This is a genomic window from Bacillus sp. SRL337 (assembly GCF_984799155.1).
Genome location: NZ_OZ481793.1, coordinates 4,139,815 through 4,155,670, shown reverse-complemented (window position 1 = coordinate 4,155,670; position 15,856 = coordinate 4,139,815). Strand labels below are relative to the sequence as shown.

The following is a 15,856-nucleotide window of genomic DNA, read 5'->3' as shown; positions in this document are numbered from 1 at the left end:
TGATGCCTATGTCCATTGCTGTTATAGCAATGTTAGCTTGGTTAGTGTTGATTGTATTCGCTGTTGTTCCTAAAGGATTAACTCTTACTGAAATGGTTTTTTTGTACATCCTTATCGTTATATTAACTATTACCCTTTACACCATACTTGATGTCAATTTGCAGTGGGTTCCACTCACTAGAAGTGTAGAAGGATCTTTTGCAATGTATATTGATCGCTTTATTTTGATACCTTTTCAAATTCTCTTGTCTGTATGCGTGCTTACCTCTCAAATGAAGACCAAATGGAAATGGGGACTGTCGGGGACAATCGTAATGTTCTTATGCTTGGAAGAAAAAATATATTTGTGGCTTGGTCTTCTAGCATTCCAAAGATGGAATATATTTCATTCCGTTATCATGTATGGTATTTTTATATTCTTGTTATGGTGCATAGCCCGATGGTTTATTGGCCTTGTGGAGGGAGAATCCAAAATAATATGAATATAACCCGTTATGATAATGGTTTTAATGCTAACGAGTGGTGTATTATTATTTCACTCATTTTTGGAGCCTTATTGGTTTTAAAACTACCAAAGCGGTTTACAAAAAAGACAGCCTTAGTTTATCTTATGTGTGGCATGTTTTTTGGATTCTTATTCGACCACACATTAAGTGTGTTACCAGTAAGTTATTATGTAATAAACGATAGTTCATCCTTTGAATTGATGGATTTTTTGTCCCATGTAATGTACGGACCATATAGTTATCTTTTCTTTTATCTATATGATTATTTTAATATAAAGCCACATTATTCTCTGGTTTACATCTTAATTTGGACATTAATAAGTGTCGGTATAGAGCTTTTTTCAGTATCTATAGGGATTTTTCACTATCGACATGGGTATACCATCTATTATTCATTTGCAATTTATATATTGGTGATCAGTTTTTGGGTGATATTTTACAGGATTATTAAATCTTATGGGGAAAGAAAGTATTAGATACATAATTAATTTAGAAACCATAGATGAAGGTTTATCGAAAAAATTATGAGCAATTAAATTGCGTATGGATAAGCGAAATTTATATATAAAACAGTTAAAGGGGTCATAAACTGAAATCAGCCGATGACCTCTAACTATTGCCTCTTCAATTGATCAGGTTAATGGAAGAAGTAAAAGGAGAGTTTGTGTGAAAATAAGCCAATATTGGAGGTATTAAGGTCCGTTTATATAGTTAATAAAAGCCGAAGGTTGTATATAACCAATCGGCTTTTACTATGTTATTAATTATTGAATAATAGTGTCTGGGGTTGTTAAACAATTTCAGCAAGGAGAACATCACGTAAAAATTACATATTTAGGAGTGTTTAAATGGGTTTGGATTCACCAGGACATTCATTAGGGATTATTGTTTTCATTATTTTGTTTGCTGTTACAGCGGTTCCTATGATTATTCTTGGAACAAATGATGTAAATAGGTATGAAGAAATAGCACAAAATGTTTCTGTTGAGATAATAGAACGTCTAAACAGAGGAGGTTATAAAAAAGGTGATGATAATGCAGAATGGAATTTAGATGATGTGAAATTATCCCATGACTTTAGTGGGAAGGGGAAAGGTAACGTTAAAACGACTGATGGAGAGTATAAGTTTCAATATCTCTATTATTCTGAAGATAATATTAAGGTTTTAAATGTGTTACTAACTTAAAGCAAGATACATACAATTAGTATTCCGTTAAAGGGAGCTTATCTGGAACAGGAAGAGCTCCTTTTTTTGTCTGAAGTTTTTCTTGAGTAAGCTGCTAGATTTTGAAATAATTGGTATTAAGTTAAATGAAATGAAGAGAAGAGGCATATATATGGGGAACACTGCAGGTTGTTTTACTATTGTTATTAATCAAGAAGGTAATATTTTGTTAGCCAAGCGAAAAGATTATCCTCTCTGGGATCTACCTGGGGGAACAGTAGAAAAGGATGAAGAATTAGCAATTTGTGCTATAAGAGAAACAAAAGAAGAAACGGGTTTTACTATTTCAATTAAACAAAAAATCGGGCAATACTATCAACCTCAATACAATGATGTCCAACATTTATTTTTGGGGAAATTAGAGGGTGGATCACCGATTGTGGATGGTCCAGAAACAGCAGAGGTAGAGTGGTTTAATCCTGGTAAGTTGCCCTTTTTTATGATTCCAAATAGAAGGAAACAAATTAGAAATTATCTAAAATTTAGAGATGAAATGGTTATGGAATCAATAAGAGTTTCTCCTATGAAAATTTTCTCTTACAAACTGTTTTTAAGAGCCTTTGGTAAGTTCCTATAAAATACTAGGCCAATTTCATTTGATTATAGCTGTCAGTTTATTGATAAGTTACTATAATATTCTTTCTTTAGTTAAAGGGGCAGTATTGTTGAATAAGGGAGTTTATTTTTATGGGGGAAGGTATATGAAAAATGGATTGGTGCTGGTAGTGGTATTATTTTTTGTTTTAGGTTCTGCTATGGTTAGTAGTATGAATTCGCTTAGTTACACATTTAAGTCGCTTTTTTACGGCATTTCGTTGACCGTTTTAATTTTAATAGGATTAGGAAATTTATATAGATATTTTAGAAGAACTAAACACTAAGTTATTTAGAACTTCTTGAACTGTCGGTGGCGTTTGCTGAACAAGCAGCCGCTGTCCACTTCAAAAAGTCCATCCGAGGAGATTTCACATGGAAATTCCTTGGATGGATTTCTTTTTTATGGAGTTTATTGAAAAATATATGATAAATAAGAAATAAATTGGTCCTCCATGTGATAATGAATGAAAAGCCATATTAAAATTTACCATGACAAAAAAGCCTTTATAAATCCGTTTTAAAAAGGCTAACCTTTTATTCTATGAATGTGAGATTAAGCAATCCGTTTGTATGTATGGTAGAGTCCATTCAAGACAGGAGTTGCTTTTAACTTAAGATCTGCTGCTTTCACAGGCATGTGCTTAGGCGTCGGAATCGGTGTTTGCCCATGTATGCCTTGATGAGTGCGGTCAGTATTGTAATAATGGTTGATATATTCTCTAAGGAGACGATATGTGTGTTGCTCGTTTAAAGGGATTACTTGGTCTGTTAACTCTCTTTTAATCGTGCCGATGACTCTTTCGGCATAGGCATTTTGCCAAGGAGAACGGTAGGCCGTTTTCTTGGATGTTATTCCCGATGAAGTTAAAAAGGCTTGAAATGCTTTGGAGCAAAATACAGGATCATTGTCATGAATAAGATAGTGCGGCACCTTCCCATAGGGTGTTGCATTCCTGAATTGTTGAATCGTCCAATTGGCAGTAGGATTAGTGGTGACATTGAAATGGATGATTTTACGAGTTTGGTGATGAATAATGACCAGTACATACAACACATTAAAAGTTAGTGTGGGAATCGTAAAGAAGTCAGTTGCCCATATTTCATGTTGATGGTTTTTCAAAAATGTCTTCCATGATTGAATCTGTTTGTCAGAAGGTTTCTTGCGTGTACTAGGAAGGTATTTTGCAATGGTGTTTGGTGCAGGAGGGTTGTCAATTCCTAGAATCTGAAGTTTTTCATGGATTTTCTCTGGTGATAACAAGGGATTCTCTTTATGTACTCTTTTAATCAAACGAACAGTTGTTGGCAGTAGAGTGGGCCGTCCAATTTTTTTCGACTTTTGTTTCCAATAGAATTTGAAAGCTGTTCGATGCCATCTAATGACCGTATCAGGTTTTACTATAATTAATACTTCTTTCCAGTTTTCTAAGTGCTTGGAGAGGAATACAAAAAGCTGTCGAAACGCCTGAGTGGGTCTCGGCTTAGCCAGGTTTTCCTTTTCATAACGTTGAGCATATAATGCTAATTGACTGCGTAGAGCGATATTTTCCAATTTAATTTCGTTTGATGATTTGAGATAAAGTTTCAGAAACTGTGCAAGATAACTCAGCCATTCTTTCATGCACCTATAGATTGAACGAATAAGATACAAATAAATCCCCTCCCCGAATCTTGCAGATAAGTCTATCATCATTGTAATCACACCTTACAAATTTTGTCGAAGATTAGTAGCTAGATAGTAAATAATGAAGGACAAAGGGACAGGTTCGGGTTAAAGGTATGTAAAGCTCTGCAGTGAGAAGTCGCTGAAGAGCTTTTCTGGTTTTAATTTGGTGGTAAAATACAAATTTGTAAGTTTACAACTTACAAAAGCTGTTGGACTTTGTCGATAAACAAAACTTTATTGCCATCCAAGCTTTGGGAAGACATAAATTAAGCATAGGAAAACGAATTTTGTAAATTGTTTTTCTGTAAAAGTTTCCCTTTACTCCTCGTGACTATTTATCACTCAGTATATATACCGATATTACAGAAGAAGGAATAGTATGAACCAAGGAGGCAATTCTTCATGTTGGGATTATTAAAAAGATTTCTGGGTGAAAAAGAACAAAAGCAGCCATCTAATAAGAAGCAGACTAGGCACTCGGAGAAAATAGCAACAAGAAAGGGAGAGTTGGGAGAGTATAAAATTGATATTCAATTGGCCCAGTTGCCCAAAGACCACCGCTGCCTAAGTGATCTAATGATTAAGAATTCACATTCAAGAACCGGTTACTCACAAATTGACCATGTTATCATTACCCCTTATGGCGTTATTATTATTGAAACGAAGAATTATCAGGGAACTATATATGGCGGAAAGGACAGCAAAAACTGGTTAATTAATGGGAAATTCAAAATGTTGAATCCTTTGAAGCAAAATTATGGTCATATACAAGCTCTAAAAAACCAGGTAAAACCAGAATACCAAAATATGTTCTATTCCTTTGTAACATTTACTAAAAGGTGTAACCTTAAAGTGGATTTAGAGATTCGGGATGTGAAATCAGATGAAGTAGTGCTTTATGATCTTCAACTGACTGAGTATATCAATAGGAAAGTATCGGTTCTTAAATTAATTCATAAACAACCACTTATATCTCAAGAAGAAGTTGAAAAAATGTATGATACACTATTGAATGCCAACATTACAGATCCTATTATTCGAGAAAAGCATGTAGCTAAATTGAAGGAACAGAAATCAGCTTCGAATGATGAAAAAGAATATAAATGTTCAGTGTGTGGTGGTTCTGTTTCAGAAAAGGTTAAGCGTTATTGCGATTCTGTTAAAAGGTTTGAAGGGAATATTTTTTGTTACGAACATCAAAAATCACAGGTTAAAGCAAAATGATTTTAGTCTGTGAATTTATGGAGAGGGAGTAATTAGGTGTCTAAGAATCAAAGAAAAGCTATATCTAGTACTATTTCAGGAATAATATTAATTTGTTTTTTATCTATATATTGGTTTGTATTGGATTCACATAACATCTACCTGTTTTTTGGAATCATTATCTTAACACCAATTATAGAAGTATTCGTATTTAGAGTATTACCTGCTAAGAAACCTAAAAATAACAAAAAAAGAAAAGCGATATCTAAAAGGCATTCATCACCGAAGCAAGAGAAGATACATAGAAACCATTTACGAAGTGACAAGGAGATTATCCAGTCCTCAATTCCAGAATTGTCATGGAGAGAGTTTGAAAGGCTATGCTTTCTATACTATAAAGCCAAGGGGTATAAACCCCAGGAGACATCCGAAGGAGCAGATGGTGGTGTCGATTTAATTATCTACAATAAGTACCATAAAGCTAATGAAGCAATCCAAATCAAGCATTATGTAGCTTCCGGCAATGCTATCACTGTTAAAGAGATTAGAGAACTAAATTCGGCTAAAAGAAATCACAACTGTTTACTTACCAGCTTTATTACCACTTCAAGATTTACGCAGGATGCATTAAGAGAGGCAGATACGTTTAAGATGGAGTGTCATGGCAGGGAATGGGTAAAAAGAAAGATTGAAAAGTGGCAGGTATCGGAAAGGAAAAAAATTGGAGGAAGCAAAGCTGCTATTTGATATGCACCTCAGATACCCTTGGATAAGATTTGTCTGGAAGACGTGATCCAGCTAAATCAAATCCAAAGGCTTTTTGAGGTCGAGTTTACTTGCTAATTCCTTATATAAAGATAAAACTCTTTGGTTTAATAGGACTCAGACAATTGGGGGCTATAAAGATCAAATTCAACCTCTATGATAGTTTTAACACCTCTTGCAACTCTACGTTTAATATATGATAGGAAACCCACAGAATAAGGTGCTAACAGTCTGTGGGTTTTTTGAAGTTTTTTAAGAACAACCAAATAGACATAGATTCCAGTCTTCCTCACCACGAATATTACAGTAGTAGTGAATCGTTATTAAGTGTTTACAATTATGGCTGACAAAGTCAGCATATTGTTTTTCTGACAAGCCTAAAATATAAGGAATGACAGGATCATGTGTAATATCCCAGTGAAAATAATAGTTTTCCTCATATTCATCCAAATCAATAGGATATATCTCATGAAAACAGGCCAAGTTTTCAAGTACATAGTTAAGGATTTTATCTTTGTCATTACTAAACGCTGTTGTATAAATATCATTAAAGTTACTATACCTTAAACGTAGAATTTTTAGCTTAAAGTGTGTGTCTATTGGATTTAATACTCCACTCATATTCATATACCTCCATTAACTTAGTGTTTGAATTATTGTACCCGTTTATTAAAGATATTCTTAGAGTGTATTTAAAAAAAATTAGAAATAATGGTGCTATGAATAGCGTGAAATATAGTTACAATGAGAACATATTAAAAGCCTCAAAAATTATTCTCCTGTTTCTATACCCAATAAGTAATATTAAGAGAATTTCCTTTTTAAAAAAATTCGACATAGCGATATTAACCAATTAAGTTCAGTACATAAATTCTCTTTAAAAGCAGATTCGGCATATATAACTGAATGTGTCAAATGGAAGTTTGAAGGGCAATCTCTCAAACTCTAATTTGTACAAATACATGTTCGATTATAGACTAAAAGTAGCTTCAATATTGCTTTATGCAAAATCTAAAGGAAATGGGGTATTTGAGGTGAATCAATACTATATTATTCGATCAACAAAAGAAAAGGATGAACAAGTAGGAGTAATAGATGCATTATCTTTGGGAGAGGCGCATGCAGTTGCAAAAATACGTTTTATGGATTCTATGGAATCTGGAGAGGCATTACATACCTTTCAAGCGAATGAAACACTTTCGTTTAATGAGAACTATCGATTGAACTTTCAAAAAGGAGAAGTCATGAGTTTATGTAAATGGGCTTAGTTAACAAATAACAAGGGCTTTGTGAAATTGATCTCTGGGGAGCTAATATAGTTCTACTTAATCAGCACCCTTTATGAGATTTGTCTCCTTAAGGTTTGGTATATATGAAAAAAGGCGAAAGAGAGAATTGTGAAGACTTAACTTATCATGCCAAAACAATCCGTCATAGCTAGGTGTTTTAATAGTAGAGCTAAAATAGCAAGGTTAAAGGAAATTCGTGAAGAATACTTGGAGGTAAATAAATGTAAAAGTAGATGAACTGCTAGGTGGGCGGACAATTTCCTGAATAACGTCGATGTGATGAACTTTCTCGCCAACCATTCCTTACATAATATAGGTCTTGTGTCAGAAACTTTTTTCATTCAAGGTACAATTGCGACATTACAATGTCGCTCTTTATTGATATGCTCAATTAAGACGTTCCGTACTTGATTATTCATGAGTTAATCAAACTATATCTAACTTGTTTAAAACTAGACTAGATGAACGCATGAAAGATGTTTTGAGGTTGAGTAGGAATTGTTGAATTGGTTAGCAGCTTAGATTAGTGGATACATTGAATAGTATAACTTCGTAGATACCTATGTAGATTGGTCTTGAAGAAAAAAAGGAAGAGTTTATATACCAAGAATTAAATAATTTTGTTTAAGGCAGAGGGATAACCTTTGTCTTTTATTTTAAGTTTATTATAGAAAAGAATTGGACATAATGAGAATTGCCTCGTTTGAAAAAGGAAATGAATATGGCAAAAAGCACTTATCCCAAAGTGGAAGACAAATGTACTATTTGTAGTTTTGGAATGGCTATGTTGTTCTTCTTATTATAACCGCCATTGTAGAAGTTATACTCAGTTGAAACATTTTTTCTACTCTACTCAAATTCTACTTGTACTGTTAGGAGGGAACAAGCTTTTGAACTTATTTGACTCCAATTTAAAGACTTATATAAGTTATTGTCGAAAGTCTATCACGGTTAGTGGGATGTCAGCGAGTGAAAGTGTTCAATATCAACAAGCAGCGAACCAACGATATACGGAGTTGCATCAATTGCAACTGGTAAAAGAATATAGTGATGTAGGATATTCTGGAAAAGATACCAATCGGCCTGAAATTCAGGAAATGTTAAGAGATTTAAAATCTGGAACCGTTCATGCAGATATTCTAGTTGTGTATTCAGTTGATCGATTTGGGAGAGATTTAAAACATAATATTGAAACAATGCTAGAAATATTGAACTATGTTAAACAAGTTGTGTTTGTAGCGGAGCGGATTGCAAGTGACTCAGAACATTTCAAAATATTATTTCTTATGTTGACGGGCATGGCTCAAGAAAATCGAGAACGGATTCTCCAAAGAATGGCCGATGGGAGAAAAGCAAAGGTTTTGACTCGAAAGAGTTTTGATGGGAATTACCCGGCACTTGGCTACGTTAAAAGTGAGGAAAAGCTAGTTCCTGCAACATTTGAACATACGAATGATCTTCAAATGTCGCAGGGGTTGCTCATATTACAAGCCATATTTCATTCTTATCTGTATGGGATGAGCTTAAGACAAATTGCAAAAATGCTAAATCAGCGTGTTGGTTTTACTAGAAGAGGAAAAGAGTGGACGTATAAATCAGTCCAATATATTCTCTCTAATGAAATTTACTGCGGGGTTCTTAAAGGAACATTACAAAACGCAGAAAACTATTTAGTCGAAAAAGCAAATGTGGTGCCACTTGTTGATCCTTTAGCATTTGGACTTGTTCAAAAAAAGCTTCAGTTTGAGAAAAGTGGTAGAAAAAGAAAAACTTCAAACCGCTCTCCTCACTTCACTTTATGCTTGGCTTGTTCGGAGCCATTAGTAGAAGAAATGAATATAGTACGCTGCCATAATTGCAACGGAGAGGTAGAGTTGATAAAAATTAAACAAGTGTTTTTATCGGAAGTCTCTAAATTGATACAGGGTGCTTTGAATAATTTTAGTTTAGAGAATGAGCGAAATAGCCTTCTTAATCAGTATCAGTTAAAAAGGAAGTTCCATATGAAGAAGATTAAAGAACTCGATGAAAGAAGAAAAAGAATTGAGTTGTTACCGGACCACCATACATCCAAAGAGAAAATGATGTTAGTAAACACAGAAACCATAGCAACTCAACAACAAGAGCTGCTAGTGACAGAACATTTGATTGATTTTGTAAGAAGTACTAATGACAAGAAGATGACGGACTTAATTAAACAAGGGATTCATTCTTCTCTGTTTGCACTACCCTACTTGATAACTGTAGATTTCTCAAAAAAACAAATTAAAGTGTTGTTCCACCGAGAAGTCTTTCAAAGTGTAGGTGAATTGTAGAAATGAAAGGGATTAGGATTGCTGTTGGTTATGCAAGAACGTCTGGGATTATTAATCCAAAATCCAGTATTCCAACTCAGATGGACACAATTCAGAAATACTGTACAAAGAATAACATCATCCTCAAGCATATCTTTGTTGATGAGTGTAAAACAGGAACAAAGGTTGAGGGGAGGGAGCAATATCAAGAGCTTAAAAAATTAATAATGAATGAGCAAATCGATATGGTTATCGTAGCTTTTTCTGATCGACTTGCTAGAGATTCCTATGAATTTATTTTAACGATGAATGATATGGTTGAACAAGGAATTGAGTTCGTAAGTGTTTCTGAGAATCTCACCTCGCATTTTATGTCACCATTACAAATTGTAATGATGGGACTTCAAGTAGAGCTAGAAAATAAACAAAGGAATCAACGGATCATAGAATCATCTAGAGAAAAATTTCGCAAAGGAAAATTCATTTATGCGAAGAAGCCTTATGGTTATGATGTTGACGAAAACTATTACTTAATAATTAAGGAAGAGGAAGCTGCTGTTGTACGTAGAATATATGAAGAGTATTTGAAAGGAAAAGGAACTACTCTAATTGCGAGAGAGTTAAATGCAGAAGGTTTATATGATAAGGGAAAAGTAAAACCGTGGTCAAATGCCAAAGTGAATAATATACTGGAGCATAAAACGTATACAGGTTTAATCTATCAAAAAGAAAAGGATGAGGACGGGAATTTCATATATATCCCAGTATCTGATAAGGAACATCCAGCTATTGTTAGTATAGAAATATTTGAGAATGTTCAAAGACTCCGGCCCAGAAAAGGTCATAAGAAGAAAGAAGTGAAGAATTTTCATTTCTTATCAGGTAGTCTAATATGTCCCAGATGCTATTCGAATATGTACGGCATTGCAGAAAGAGGTATATATGCTTGCTATAATAAGAAAATCAATAAAACTTCTTGTCCTAAAGTAGATAAAGAAAAAATTGAGTCATTTGTTTACGACTATTTGATAGAAATGGATTCTGAAAAACAGGTTACTCCTCCAAGTAAGAAAAAGAACAACGAAGAAAAATATCAAAATATTATGATGGAAAAGGAACGATGTGAACTGAAGTTTGCAAAAGCATTAATTTCATCGGAAACATTTGAGAGAAATATGGAGGTGTTAAATAACCAACTAAAGCAGCAACAAGAGGGAAGGGATTTACTTGTTTATATAACGGGTGCTGAAACTTATGAGTCCCTAATTAAGAGCAATGATTTAAAGCAATTAAAACAACGGTTAATTAAAGAACAGTTGAAGTTTACGTTCAATGAACAAATGGAACTCATACCAATAAGAAGTCATCCCGCAACTTAATGAAAGGTTGGGGATGATTTTTTATTGGAAATGTATTGTGTTTAGTATTTTTATTAATAATAGCAAGTAGAGAGAAAGCCACTTCTCTCTACTCATACTGGCTGCTTAATCGATATTACCGAAAACTTTTCTTTCGACTTCCTTACGAATTTCCATTTCTAACGTCTGACGGAACAGAAATTCAATTTGATCTTTGGGGGGCAAGTTTAGGAATTGAGCAACCCAGTCTATTTGTGTGGATTTTAGTTCTACATCTTTATTCAATTGTTTCACCCCCTATCTACAGTAGAAAGTATAGACAGGGGATAAAATTTTTAATCCAAAAGTGTATAATAAAATGAGAAGTTGACTATACTGAACTTCTCATTTTTTAGAAATGACTATTGCTGAGAAATCCCTTCTGTACAGGGGTTTCTCCATTTTTTATATAAAATAACTTCATAAAATTGAAATTTTATGAAGTTATTTTGTATATATGAAACAATAATTGGCGAAAATTCTACTATGGATATGGTATCTCTTAATGGTAACCATGAAAAGATGTTTTACCAGTAGAAAGAAGAAAGAGATACTCTCGGCGGAGAGTATCCCTTTCTTCTTAGATAAACACATATTCACTTGGTGAGGGGTTGCTATTTAGTTTTATTAGGGCTTCATAGCAATCCCAAAAAAGTGGGTCAATGTTATTCAACACGGTTAAATTTTCTATAACCACTATTCTTTTGCTTGCATCTATTTGCTCTCTTCTTAACCAAAGGGCTTGTTCCACTGGTAAGTTATGTTCACGTAAGAGTATTGCCATCATCGTGATTTTAAGAAGATTTTCAAGTTTCATCTTAATCTCCCCATTGCGGGTCGTAGGTCCTCAACATTTAAATGTTGATACCGAGCTGTTGAACGAGAATCAGTATGACCTAATACAGAGGCAACATACTTTTGATCAACACCTTCCAGTGTTAAATGTGTCGCCGTGCAGTGTCGAATAACATGGGGTGTAATTCGTTTTGTTAAGTTGCATTTTTTTGCAATCTTTTTCAAATTCACCCGAATATCAGCCGCACTGATTGGTTTATTGATAAATTTAGGAGATGGAAACAAAAAATCTGATCCATTGTTCCTTGTTTTGAGCAAATAATCACTTAACAATTCTAGTAATGTAGGATGTAACGGTAAATAGAGATCTCTTCCACCTTTTATCCGCGGAAAATAGATTTTATTGTTTTTTAAGTCAACATTTTGTTTCAACAGTGTTCGAGCTGCTGTAATTCTTGAACCAGTATAATATATCAAGCTTAACAACACGTGATGAAGTTCAGAATGTTCTTTAGCTGTAGATAAGAGTAGTCCCATCTCATCAGTGTCTAAGATTTCCGGTAAAGGAACATAGACATTTCTTGTTGTAATCCCTAGTGTTGGATTCGTTTTAAAGTCTAACTACAGGGATCGAATACTGGAAAAGTACCGAGCGATTGAATTTGCCTTGTAAGGCTGATCTCTCAAAAAATCTAGATATTCGAGAATGTCATCCTTACTAATTTCTTCTGTTAAAATGTAACCATCATATAGATTGTAAATAAAGGATGTAAATTTATTTAAATCTTTTTCATATCCTTTAATCGTTTCTGGTGAGTAGTTCTTCCTTTTTAAATGCCGAAAGAACTTTTTTGCGAACGTAGGTAAATCAAAGTTTGGCTGGATAATCATTGGTTGAATTCACCCTCTTTCTTAACTTATATTCTGATCGATGTCTTGGATGGAATTCCGTTTATGGTAGTTGTGAATATACCATTCTAATTTGGGGTCTGAATAGTCTAACTCTAATGAAAGTAAATCCTTATCGGCTAAGTAATAATATTGCTTTCTGTAAGACAAATTTGGACTTAACCATAGAATATTCAATATTTTTTGTGGCTCATTAATGTGTTGAATATTCTCGTCTGTCTTATAGGAGGCCGAGCATTCGCCTAACCAATTTTCAAAAATACTTAGTTGTTTCCGGTCTTCATATAGTAGCTGAATACGCAATGCATTTTCTTCTAGCTCTAGTTGGAAGTACATTTGACCACTAGGTAAACTGATGTACCCTTTCTGGGTTTGAGGTTCTTCTAGTAGTTCATCGCTTTCAGAAAACCATGTGTTTTTAAGTTTTGTGATAGTTCGCTTAATATCTGAAATATCGTATGGTGTCAAAAGGTTGTAAAGAGCCTGTTGAACCTGCACCTTAAATTGCTCTACTAATGAAGCTTGGATTTCCTCATTTAATTTCATCAATAACCCATTTAACTCAACAATCTTATCTGTTGGTTGTTGGAATCCTTCATGCAAAGACTTTTGGTTCGTGTCTACTACTAAATTCTGTAGTCCTAATAATTCATCTAGCGATACTCGAAAGAAATCAGCAAACTTCTTCAAGATTTCTTCAGATCCTTTTCTTGTCCCCTTTTCTAAAAACCCTACATAACTATGAGAGATACCTAAGATTTCAGCTAATCCAGAAATGGTTAGGTTGTGCTTATTACGAAGCTCCTTTAATCGATTACCTAAAGCTACTGTTCGATCATTATTACTACTCATTCTTTTCCTCCTTGTTTAGTGAATGTAAATGAATAAAATTCTACCCTCCTTTTTAACATGGTCTAACTGCCATTTTTGACAAATATAATAACAATTAACCGTATAAAAGATATTTCTATATGCTCTTACATAAAGATTAAGCATTTAATAAATGATAGATAAAAATAAAAACCTACAGAACATATACACTTTTACAGTTTTAACGAATTTTTTTGCGATTAATTTTTATGTTAGCTTTATTTTCTGATTTAACACTAAGTTTATTCGCCTATAATGGATTATTAACATATGTGATGTTATAATTAAAATAAGGAGTTGATATCAATGGCAGGTTTTCATGAACAACCTTCTTTAAAACCTCATGTGAGGCAAACATTGGAGAATATTAATGTTTTTATCGATGGTGAGGGATTAAAGAGGAAAAGGCTTGCAAAAAAAATTGGAATGTCCGAATCTAATTTCTCGGATTATTTGAATGGGAAAAGACCGAAGAATATCCTTGATTTTGCTATTCGATTAGCAGAGGTTTTAGGACTTGAGGAAACCTACTTTATGAATTCTGAATTTGACTACCAACCAGTAGGCTCTGAAGAATTAAAGGCAATCGCTTTTTCAGCAGGTACTTTGTCTAAAGAAGGTGAAGAAGGGTTACATCAGCTGTTTAGGGTTTTCGAATTAATTGAAACTTATAACACGGAGGAACATCCAAATGCCTGAAATTACATTTGATGACTTACCTCAATTGTTAGAAGAAAATAAAGGAATTCGTTCGGAAATTCATATGGCGGTCAATCACTATCTACAAAATTACCATCCTAAAGGCTGGAGCCGAATCGATGGTGCTAAAAAACTCATTGAGAAAAAGCATTATCTAATTGAAGCCCCCATCCGTGACTTAACCTTCGGAGGTTTCATACGCACGACAAATACCGGGAAAATGATTTGTTATATTAATTCAGCTCAACCTAGAATGTATCAAAACTTTGTTATATTTCATGAATTATATCATCTACTCAATAGTTTTAAGAAAATAGAAAAGTTACATTTTATTGAAGCTGAGATTGATAATCGCAGTGAAGAGAGAAAGGCAGATTATTTTGCTGCACTGTTATTACTCGATGAATATGAGTTGGCTTCTTTTTTTACTGGTCCTGAAAATGAAAAAGAAACGCTCTACACGAAAATTTTGCTATGTATGATTGCGTTTAAGGCTCCTTATAAGGCGATTCTCATCCGACTATATGAGCTTAACCTTATAAAGATAGATGATTTAAAAGCCTTATTTGATAAAAAGATAAATTTTGTAGAAGAGTTTCATAGACTTGGCAAAGATACCTATATTTTTGAACCAAGCAATGTAATAAATTTTAAGAGTTTAGAAACCCTAATGGCTCAAAATTCTTTACCTAGTGTGGCTCAAACATCTAATAAGAAAGTATTTGAGGAAATCGAGCGCTTCTTTTCTGACTTAGGAATGGAGAAACAAAAATGAGTCTGGATCAATTCATCAAAAAAGAAACGCCATTTATTACTGACATGGAAGAAATAGTCGATGTCTTATATGATATGAAACAAGTCTACCTCTATGATACTTCGGCCATATCCTCACATGAACTAGCCTTTTATAATTATCAGGACCTAACATTTCACACCTATACTAAAGGTGCGCCCTTACTTCTAACAGACACCATTGCAAAAGAAATGAGATTAGTTGAGGATCAGGAATTTCGCTATTTAAACTATTTATCTAAATTTAGAAAAGTCCTTTATGTAAAAGAAGAAGACCTAATAGACCTGCTTAAAGTTGAATATGACTTAAACGCAGCTAAAAGTAAGTTCCTAATTGCTAGTGAGCGGGCCTTTTCTAGTATTCAGTTGTTGAGAGATCGTGTGAAAGATGCGAAACGACATTTTTCAAAGGCGGAACAAATGATATTCTCAGAATATCACTCTTTTTTTTCTGAGAATGAGGATATAAACAGAGGCGAATTATCTTTATTATGGGTTTCTACAATAATTGAACAACTACCTGGCAAGGCAGATGTGACATTCGTAGGAATAGATCATGATTTATATGATTTTGTTGAAAGAAGCTTTTTTTCTGCAACTAAAGCTAGTCCATTTTCCAACAATATTACCTTTCTTAGCAATGATACACTTCTACAAAGTCTATTCAGAAACACTGTTAATCACAATCTAGCTGACCTTATACCTATCTATAGAAAGCCAGATAGAAAAACCCGTTATCATCGAAAAATAAACAAAGTACTAAACCTAAATCAACAAAAAGAGAAAATAGGTAATGAAGAATTTCTACAACTGCTGAGTCGTGATGAAATTGAGATTATATATTAGAA

At 33.8% G+C, this 15,856-nt stretch carries 18 protein-coding genes; 11 read left to right on the top strand and 7 right to left on the bottom strand.

Annotation, left to right across the window (positions count from 1 at the left end; genetic code table 11):
- The first annotated feature begins 8 nt into the window (after positions 1-8).
- From AC4E8A_RS20890 to AC4E8A_RS20880, 3 genes are all read left to right on the top strand, one after another.
- Positions 9-482 carry a hypothetical protein gene (locus tag AC4E8A_RS20890; protein WP_490195701.1) on the top strand — a complete coding sequence of 158 codons (474 nt, stop codon included), beginning with the start codon at positions 9-11 and terminating at the stop codon, positions 480-482.
- Between the two features lie 872 nt (positions 483-1,354).
- Entirely contained in the window at positions 1,355-1,693 is a 339-nt protein-coding gene (locus tag AC4E8A_RS20885; RefSeq protein WP_490195700.1) for a hypothetical protein, read from the top strand.
- A gap of 82 nt (positions 1,694-1,775) precedes the next feature.
- On the top strand, positions 1,776-2,309 hold the full coding sequence (locus AC4E8A_RS20880) for an NUDIX hydrolase (RefSeq protein WP_490195699.1): 534 nt from the start codon (positions 1,776-1,778) through the stop codon (positions 2,307-2,309).
- A gap of 573 nt (positions 2,310-2,882) precedes the next feature.
- Here AC4E8A_RS20880 and AC4E8A_RS20875 read toward each other — a convergent pair.
- Positions 2,883-4,022, bottom strand: a complete 1,140-nt coding sequence (locus tag AC4E8A_RS20875) for a transposase (protein WP_490195698.1) — start codon at positions 4,020-4,022, stop codon at positions 2,883-2,885.
- A gap of 375 nt (positions 4,023-4,397) precedes the next feature.
- On the opposite strand from AC4E8A_RS20875, the gene AC4E8A_RS20870 reads away from it, so the two are divergent.
- A complete protein-coding gene (locus AC4E8A_RS20870) occupies positions 4,398-5,219 on the top strand; it encodes a nuclease-related domain-containing protein (RefSeq protein ID WP_490195697.1) in 822 nt (273 codons plus the stop codon).
- 36 nt (positions 5,220-5,255) lie between these two features.
- Positions 5,256-5,945: a restriction endonuclease gene (locus AC4E8A_RS20865; RefSeq protein WP_490195696.1), complete on the top strand. Its 690-nt coding sequence runs from the start codon at positions 5,256-5,258 to the stop codon at positions 5,943-5,945.
- Between the two features lie 270 nt (positions 5,946-6,215).
- Here the strand turns inward: AC4E8A_RS20865 and AC4E8A_RS20860 are convergent, their stop codons facing one another.
- A complete protein-coding gene (locus AC4E8A_RS20860; protein ID WP_490195695.1) occupies positions 6,216-6,584 on the bottom strand; it encodes a hypothetical protein in 369 nt (122 codons plus the stop codon).
- 413 nt (positions 6,585-6,997) lie between these two features.
- Here AC4E8A_RS20860 and AC4E8A_RS20855 point away from each other — a divergent pair, with 413 nt between their 5' ends.
- From AC4E8A_RS20855 to AC4E8A_RS20845, 3 genes are all read left to right on the top strand, one after another.
- Entirely contained in the window at positions 6,998-7,231 is a 234-nt protein-coding gene (locus AC4E8A_RS20855; protein WP_490195694.1) for a hypothetical protein, read from the top strand.
- 911 nt (positions 7,232-8,142) lie between these two features.
- Complete coding sequence (locus AC4E8A_RS20850) at positions 8,143-9,567, top strand: recombinase family protein (protein ID WP_490195693.1); 1,425 nt, start codon at positions 8,143-8,145, stop codon at positions 9,565-9,567.
- 2 nt (positions 9,568-9,569) lie between these two features.
- A complete protein-coding gene (locus tag AC4E8A_RS20845) occupies positions 9,570-10,925 on the top strand; it encodes a recombinase family protein (RefSeq protein ID WP_490195692.1) in 1,356 nt (451 codons plus the stop codon).
- Between the two features lie 105 nt (positions 10,926-11,030).
- Here AC4E8A_RS20845 and AC4E8A_RS20840 read toward each other — a convergent pair whose 3' ends face one another.
- From AC4E8A_RS20840 to AC4E8A_RS20820, 5 genes are all read right to left on the bottom strand, one after another.
- Positions 11,031-11,189, bottom strand: a complete 159-nt coding sequence (locus AC4E8A_RS20840) for a hypothetical protein (protein ID WP_490195691.1) — start codon at positions 11,187-11,189, stop codon at positions 11,031-11,033.
- Positions 11,190-11,523: 334 nt separating this feature from the next.
- A complete protein-coding gene (locus AC4E8A_RS20835) occupies positions 11,524-11,760 on the bottom strand; it encodes a hypothetical protein (RefSeq protein WP_490195690.1) in 237 nt (78 codons plus the stop codon).
- On the bottom strand, positions 11,757-12,293 hold the full coding sequence (locus AC4E8A_RS20830) for a tyrosine-type recombinase/integrase (RefSeq protein WP_490198955.1): 537 nt from the start codon (positions 12,291-12,293) through the stop codon (positions 11,757-11,759). Before AC4E8A_RS20830 ends, AC4E8A_RS20835 begins: the two co-directional genes overlap by 4 nt.
- Before the next feature lie 66 nt (positions 12,294-12,359).
- The gene (locus AC4E8A_RS20825; protein WP_490195689.1) at positions 12,360-12,629 is read right to left on the bottom strand and encodes a site-specific integrase; all 270 of its coding nucleotides are present in this window, start codon (positions 12,627-12,629) and stop codon (positions 12,360-12,362) included.
- 21 nt (positions 12,630-12,650) lie between these two features.
- Positions 12,651-13,499: a helix-turn-helix domain-containing protein gene (locus AC4E8A_RS20820; RefSeq protein WP_490195688.1), complete on the bottom strand. Its 849-nt coding sequence runs from the start codon at positions 13,497-13,499 to the stop codon at positions 12,651-12,653.
- Between the two features lie 324 nt (positions 13,500-13,823).
- Between AC4E8A_RS20820 and AC4E8A_RS20815 the strand changes: the two genes are divergently transcribed.
- The 3 genes from AC4E8A_RS20815 to AC4E8A_RS20805 are packed head-to-tail and all read left to right on the top strand — an operon-like array spanning position 13,824 to position 15,854.
- Complete coding sequence (locus tag AC4E8A_RS20815; RefSeq protein WP_490195687.1) at positions 13,824-14,216, top strand: helix-turn-helix transcriptional regulator; 393 nt, start codon at positions 13,824-13,826, stop codon at positions 14,214-14,216.
- Positions 14,209-14,991 (top strand): ImmA/IrrE family metallo-endopeptidase, encoded by a 783-nt coding sequence (locus AC4E8A_RS20810; RefSeq protein ID WP_490195686.1) that lies wholly within the window; start codon positions 14,209-14,211, stop codon positions 14,989-14,991. The genes AC4E8A_RS20815 and AC4E8A_RS20810 overlap by 8 nt, the downstream gene beginning before the upstream one ends.
- A complete protein-coding gene (locus tag AC4E8A_RS20805; protein WP_490195685.1) occupies positions 14,988-15,854 on the top strand; it encodes a hypothetical protein in 867 nt (288 codons plus the stop codon). The genes AC4E8A_RS20810 and AC4E8A_RS20805 overlap by 4 nt, the downstream gene beginning before the upstream one ends.
- Positions 15,855-15,856: the final 2 nt, after the last annotated feature.

What these genes read in the sequence shown, in the direction of transcription:
- AC4E8A_RS20845 (WP_490195692.1), top strand. Translation starts at nt 9,570, where the DNA reads ATGAAAGGGATTAGGATTGCTGTTGGTTATGCAAGAACGTCTGGGATT.
- AC4E8A_RS20890 (WP_490195701.1), top strand. Translation starts at nt 9, where the DNA reads ATGTCCATTGCTGTTATAGCAATGTTAGCTTGGTTAGTGTTGATTGTA.
- AC4E8A_RS20860 (WP_490195695.1), bottom strand. Translation starts at nt 6,584, where the DNA reads ATGAGTGGAGTATTAAATCCAATAGACACACACTTTAAGCTAAAAATT.
- AC4E8A_RS20875 (WP_490195698.1), bottom strand. Translation starts at nt 4,022, where the DNA reads ATGATGATAGACTTATCTGCAAGATTCGGGGAGGGGATTTATTTGTAT.
- AC4E8A_RS20805 (WP_490195685.1), top strand. Translation starts at nt 14,988, where the DNA reads ATGAGTCTGGATCAATTCATCAAAAAAGAAACGCCATTTATTACTGAC.
- AC4E8A_RS20870 (WP_490195697.1), top strand. Translation starts at nt 4,398, where the DNA reads ATGTTGGGATTATTAAAAAGATTTCTGGGTGAAAAAGAACAAAAGCAG.
- AC4E8A_RS20825 (WP_490195689.1), bottom strand. Translation starts at nt 12,629, where the DNA reads ATGATTATCCAGCCAAACTTTGATTTACCTACGTTCGCAAAAAAGTTC.
- AC4E8A_RS20810 (WP_490195686.1), top strand. Translation starts at nt 14,209, where the DNA reads ATGCCTGAAATTACATTTGATGACTTACCTCAATTGTTAGAAGAAAAT.
- AC4E8A_RS20820 (WP_490195688.1), bottom strand. Translation starts at nt 13,499, where the DNA reads ATGAGTAGTAATAATGATCGAACAGTAGCTTTAGGTAATCGATTAAAG.
- AC4E8A_RS20835 (WP_490195690.1), bottom strand. Translation starts at nt 11,760, where the DNA reads ATGAAACTTGAAAATCTTCTTAAAATCACGATGATGGCAATACTCTTA.
- AC4E8A_RS20815 (WP_490195687.1), top strand. Translation starts at nt 13,824, where the DNA reads ATGGCAGGTTTTCATGAACAACCTTCTTTAAAACCTCATGTGAGGCAA.
- AC4E8A_RS20885 (WP_490195700.1), top strand. Translation starts at nt 1,355, where the DNA reads ATGGGTTTGGATTCACCAGGACATTCATTAGGGATTATTGTTTTCATT.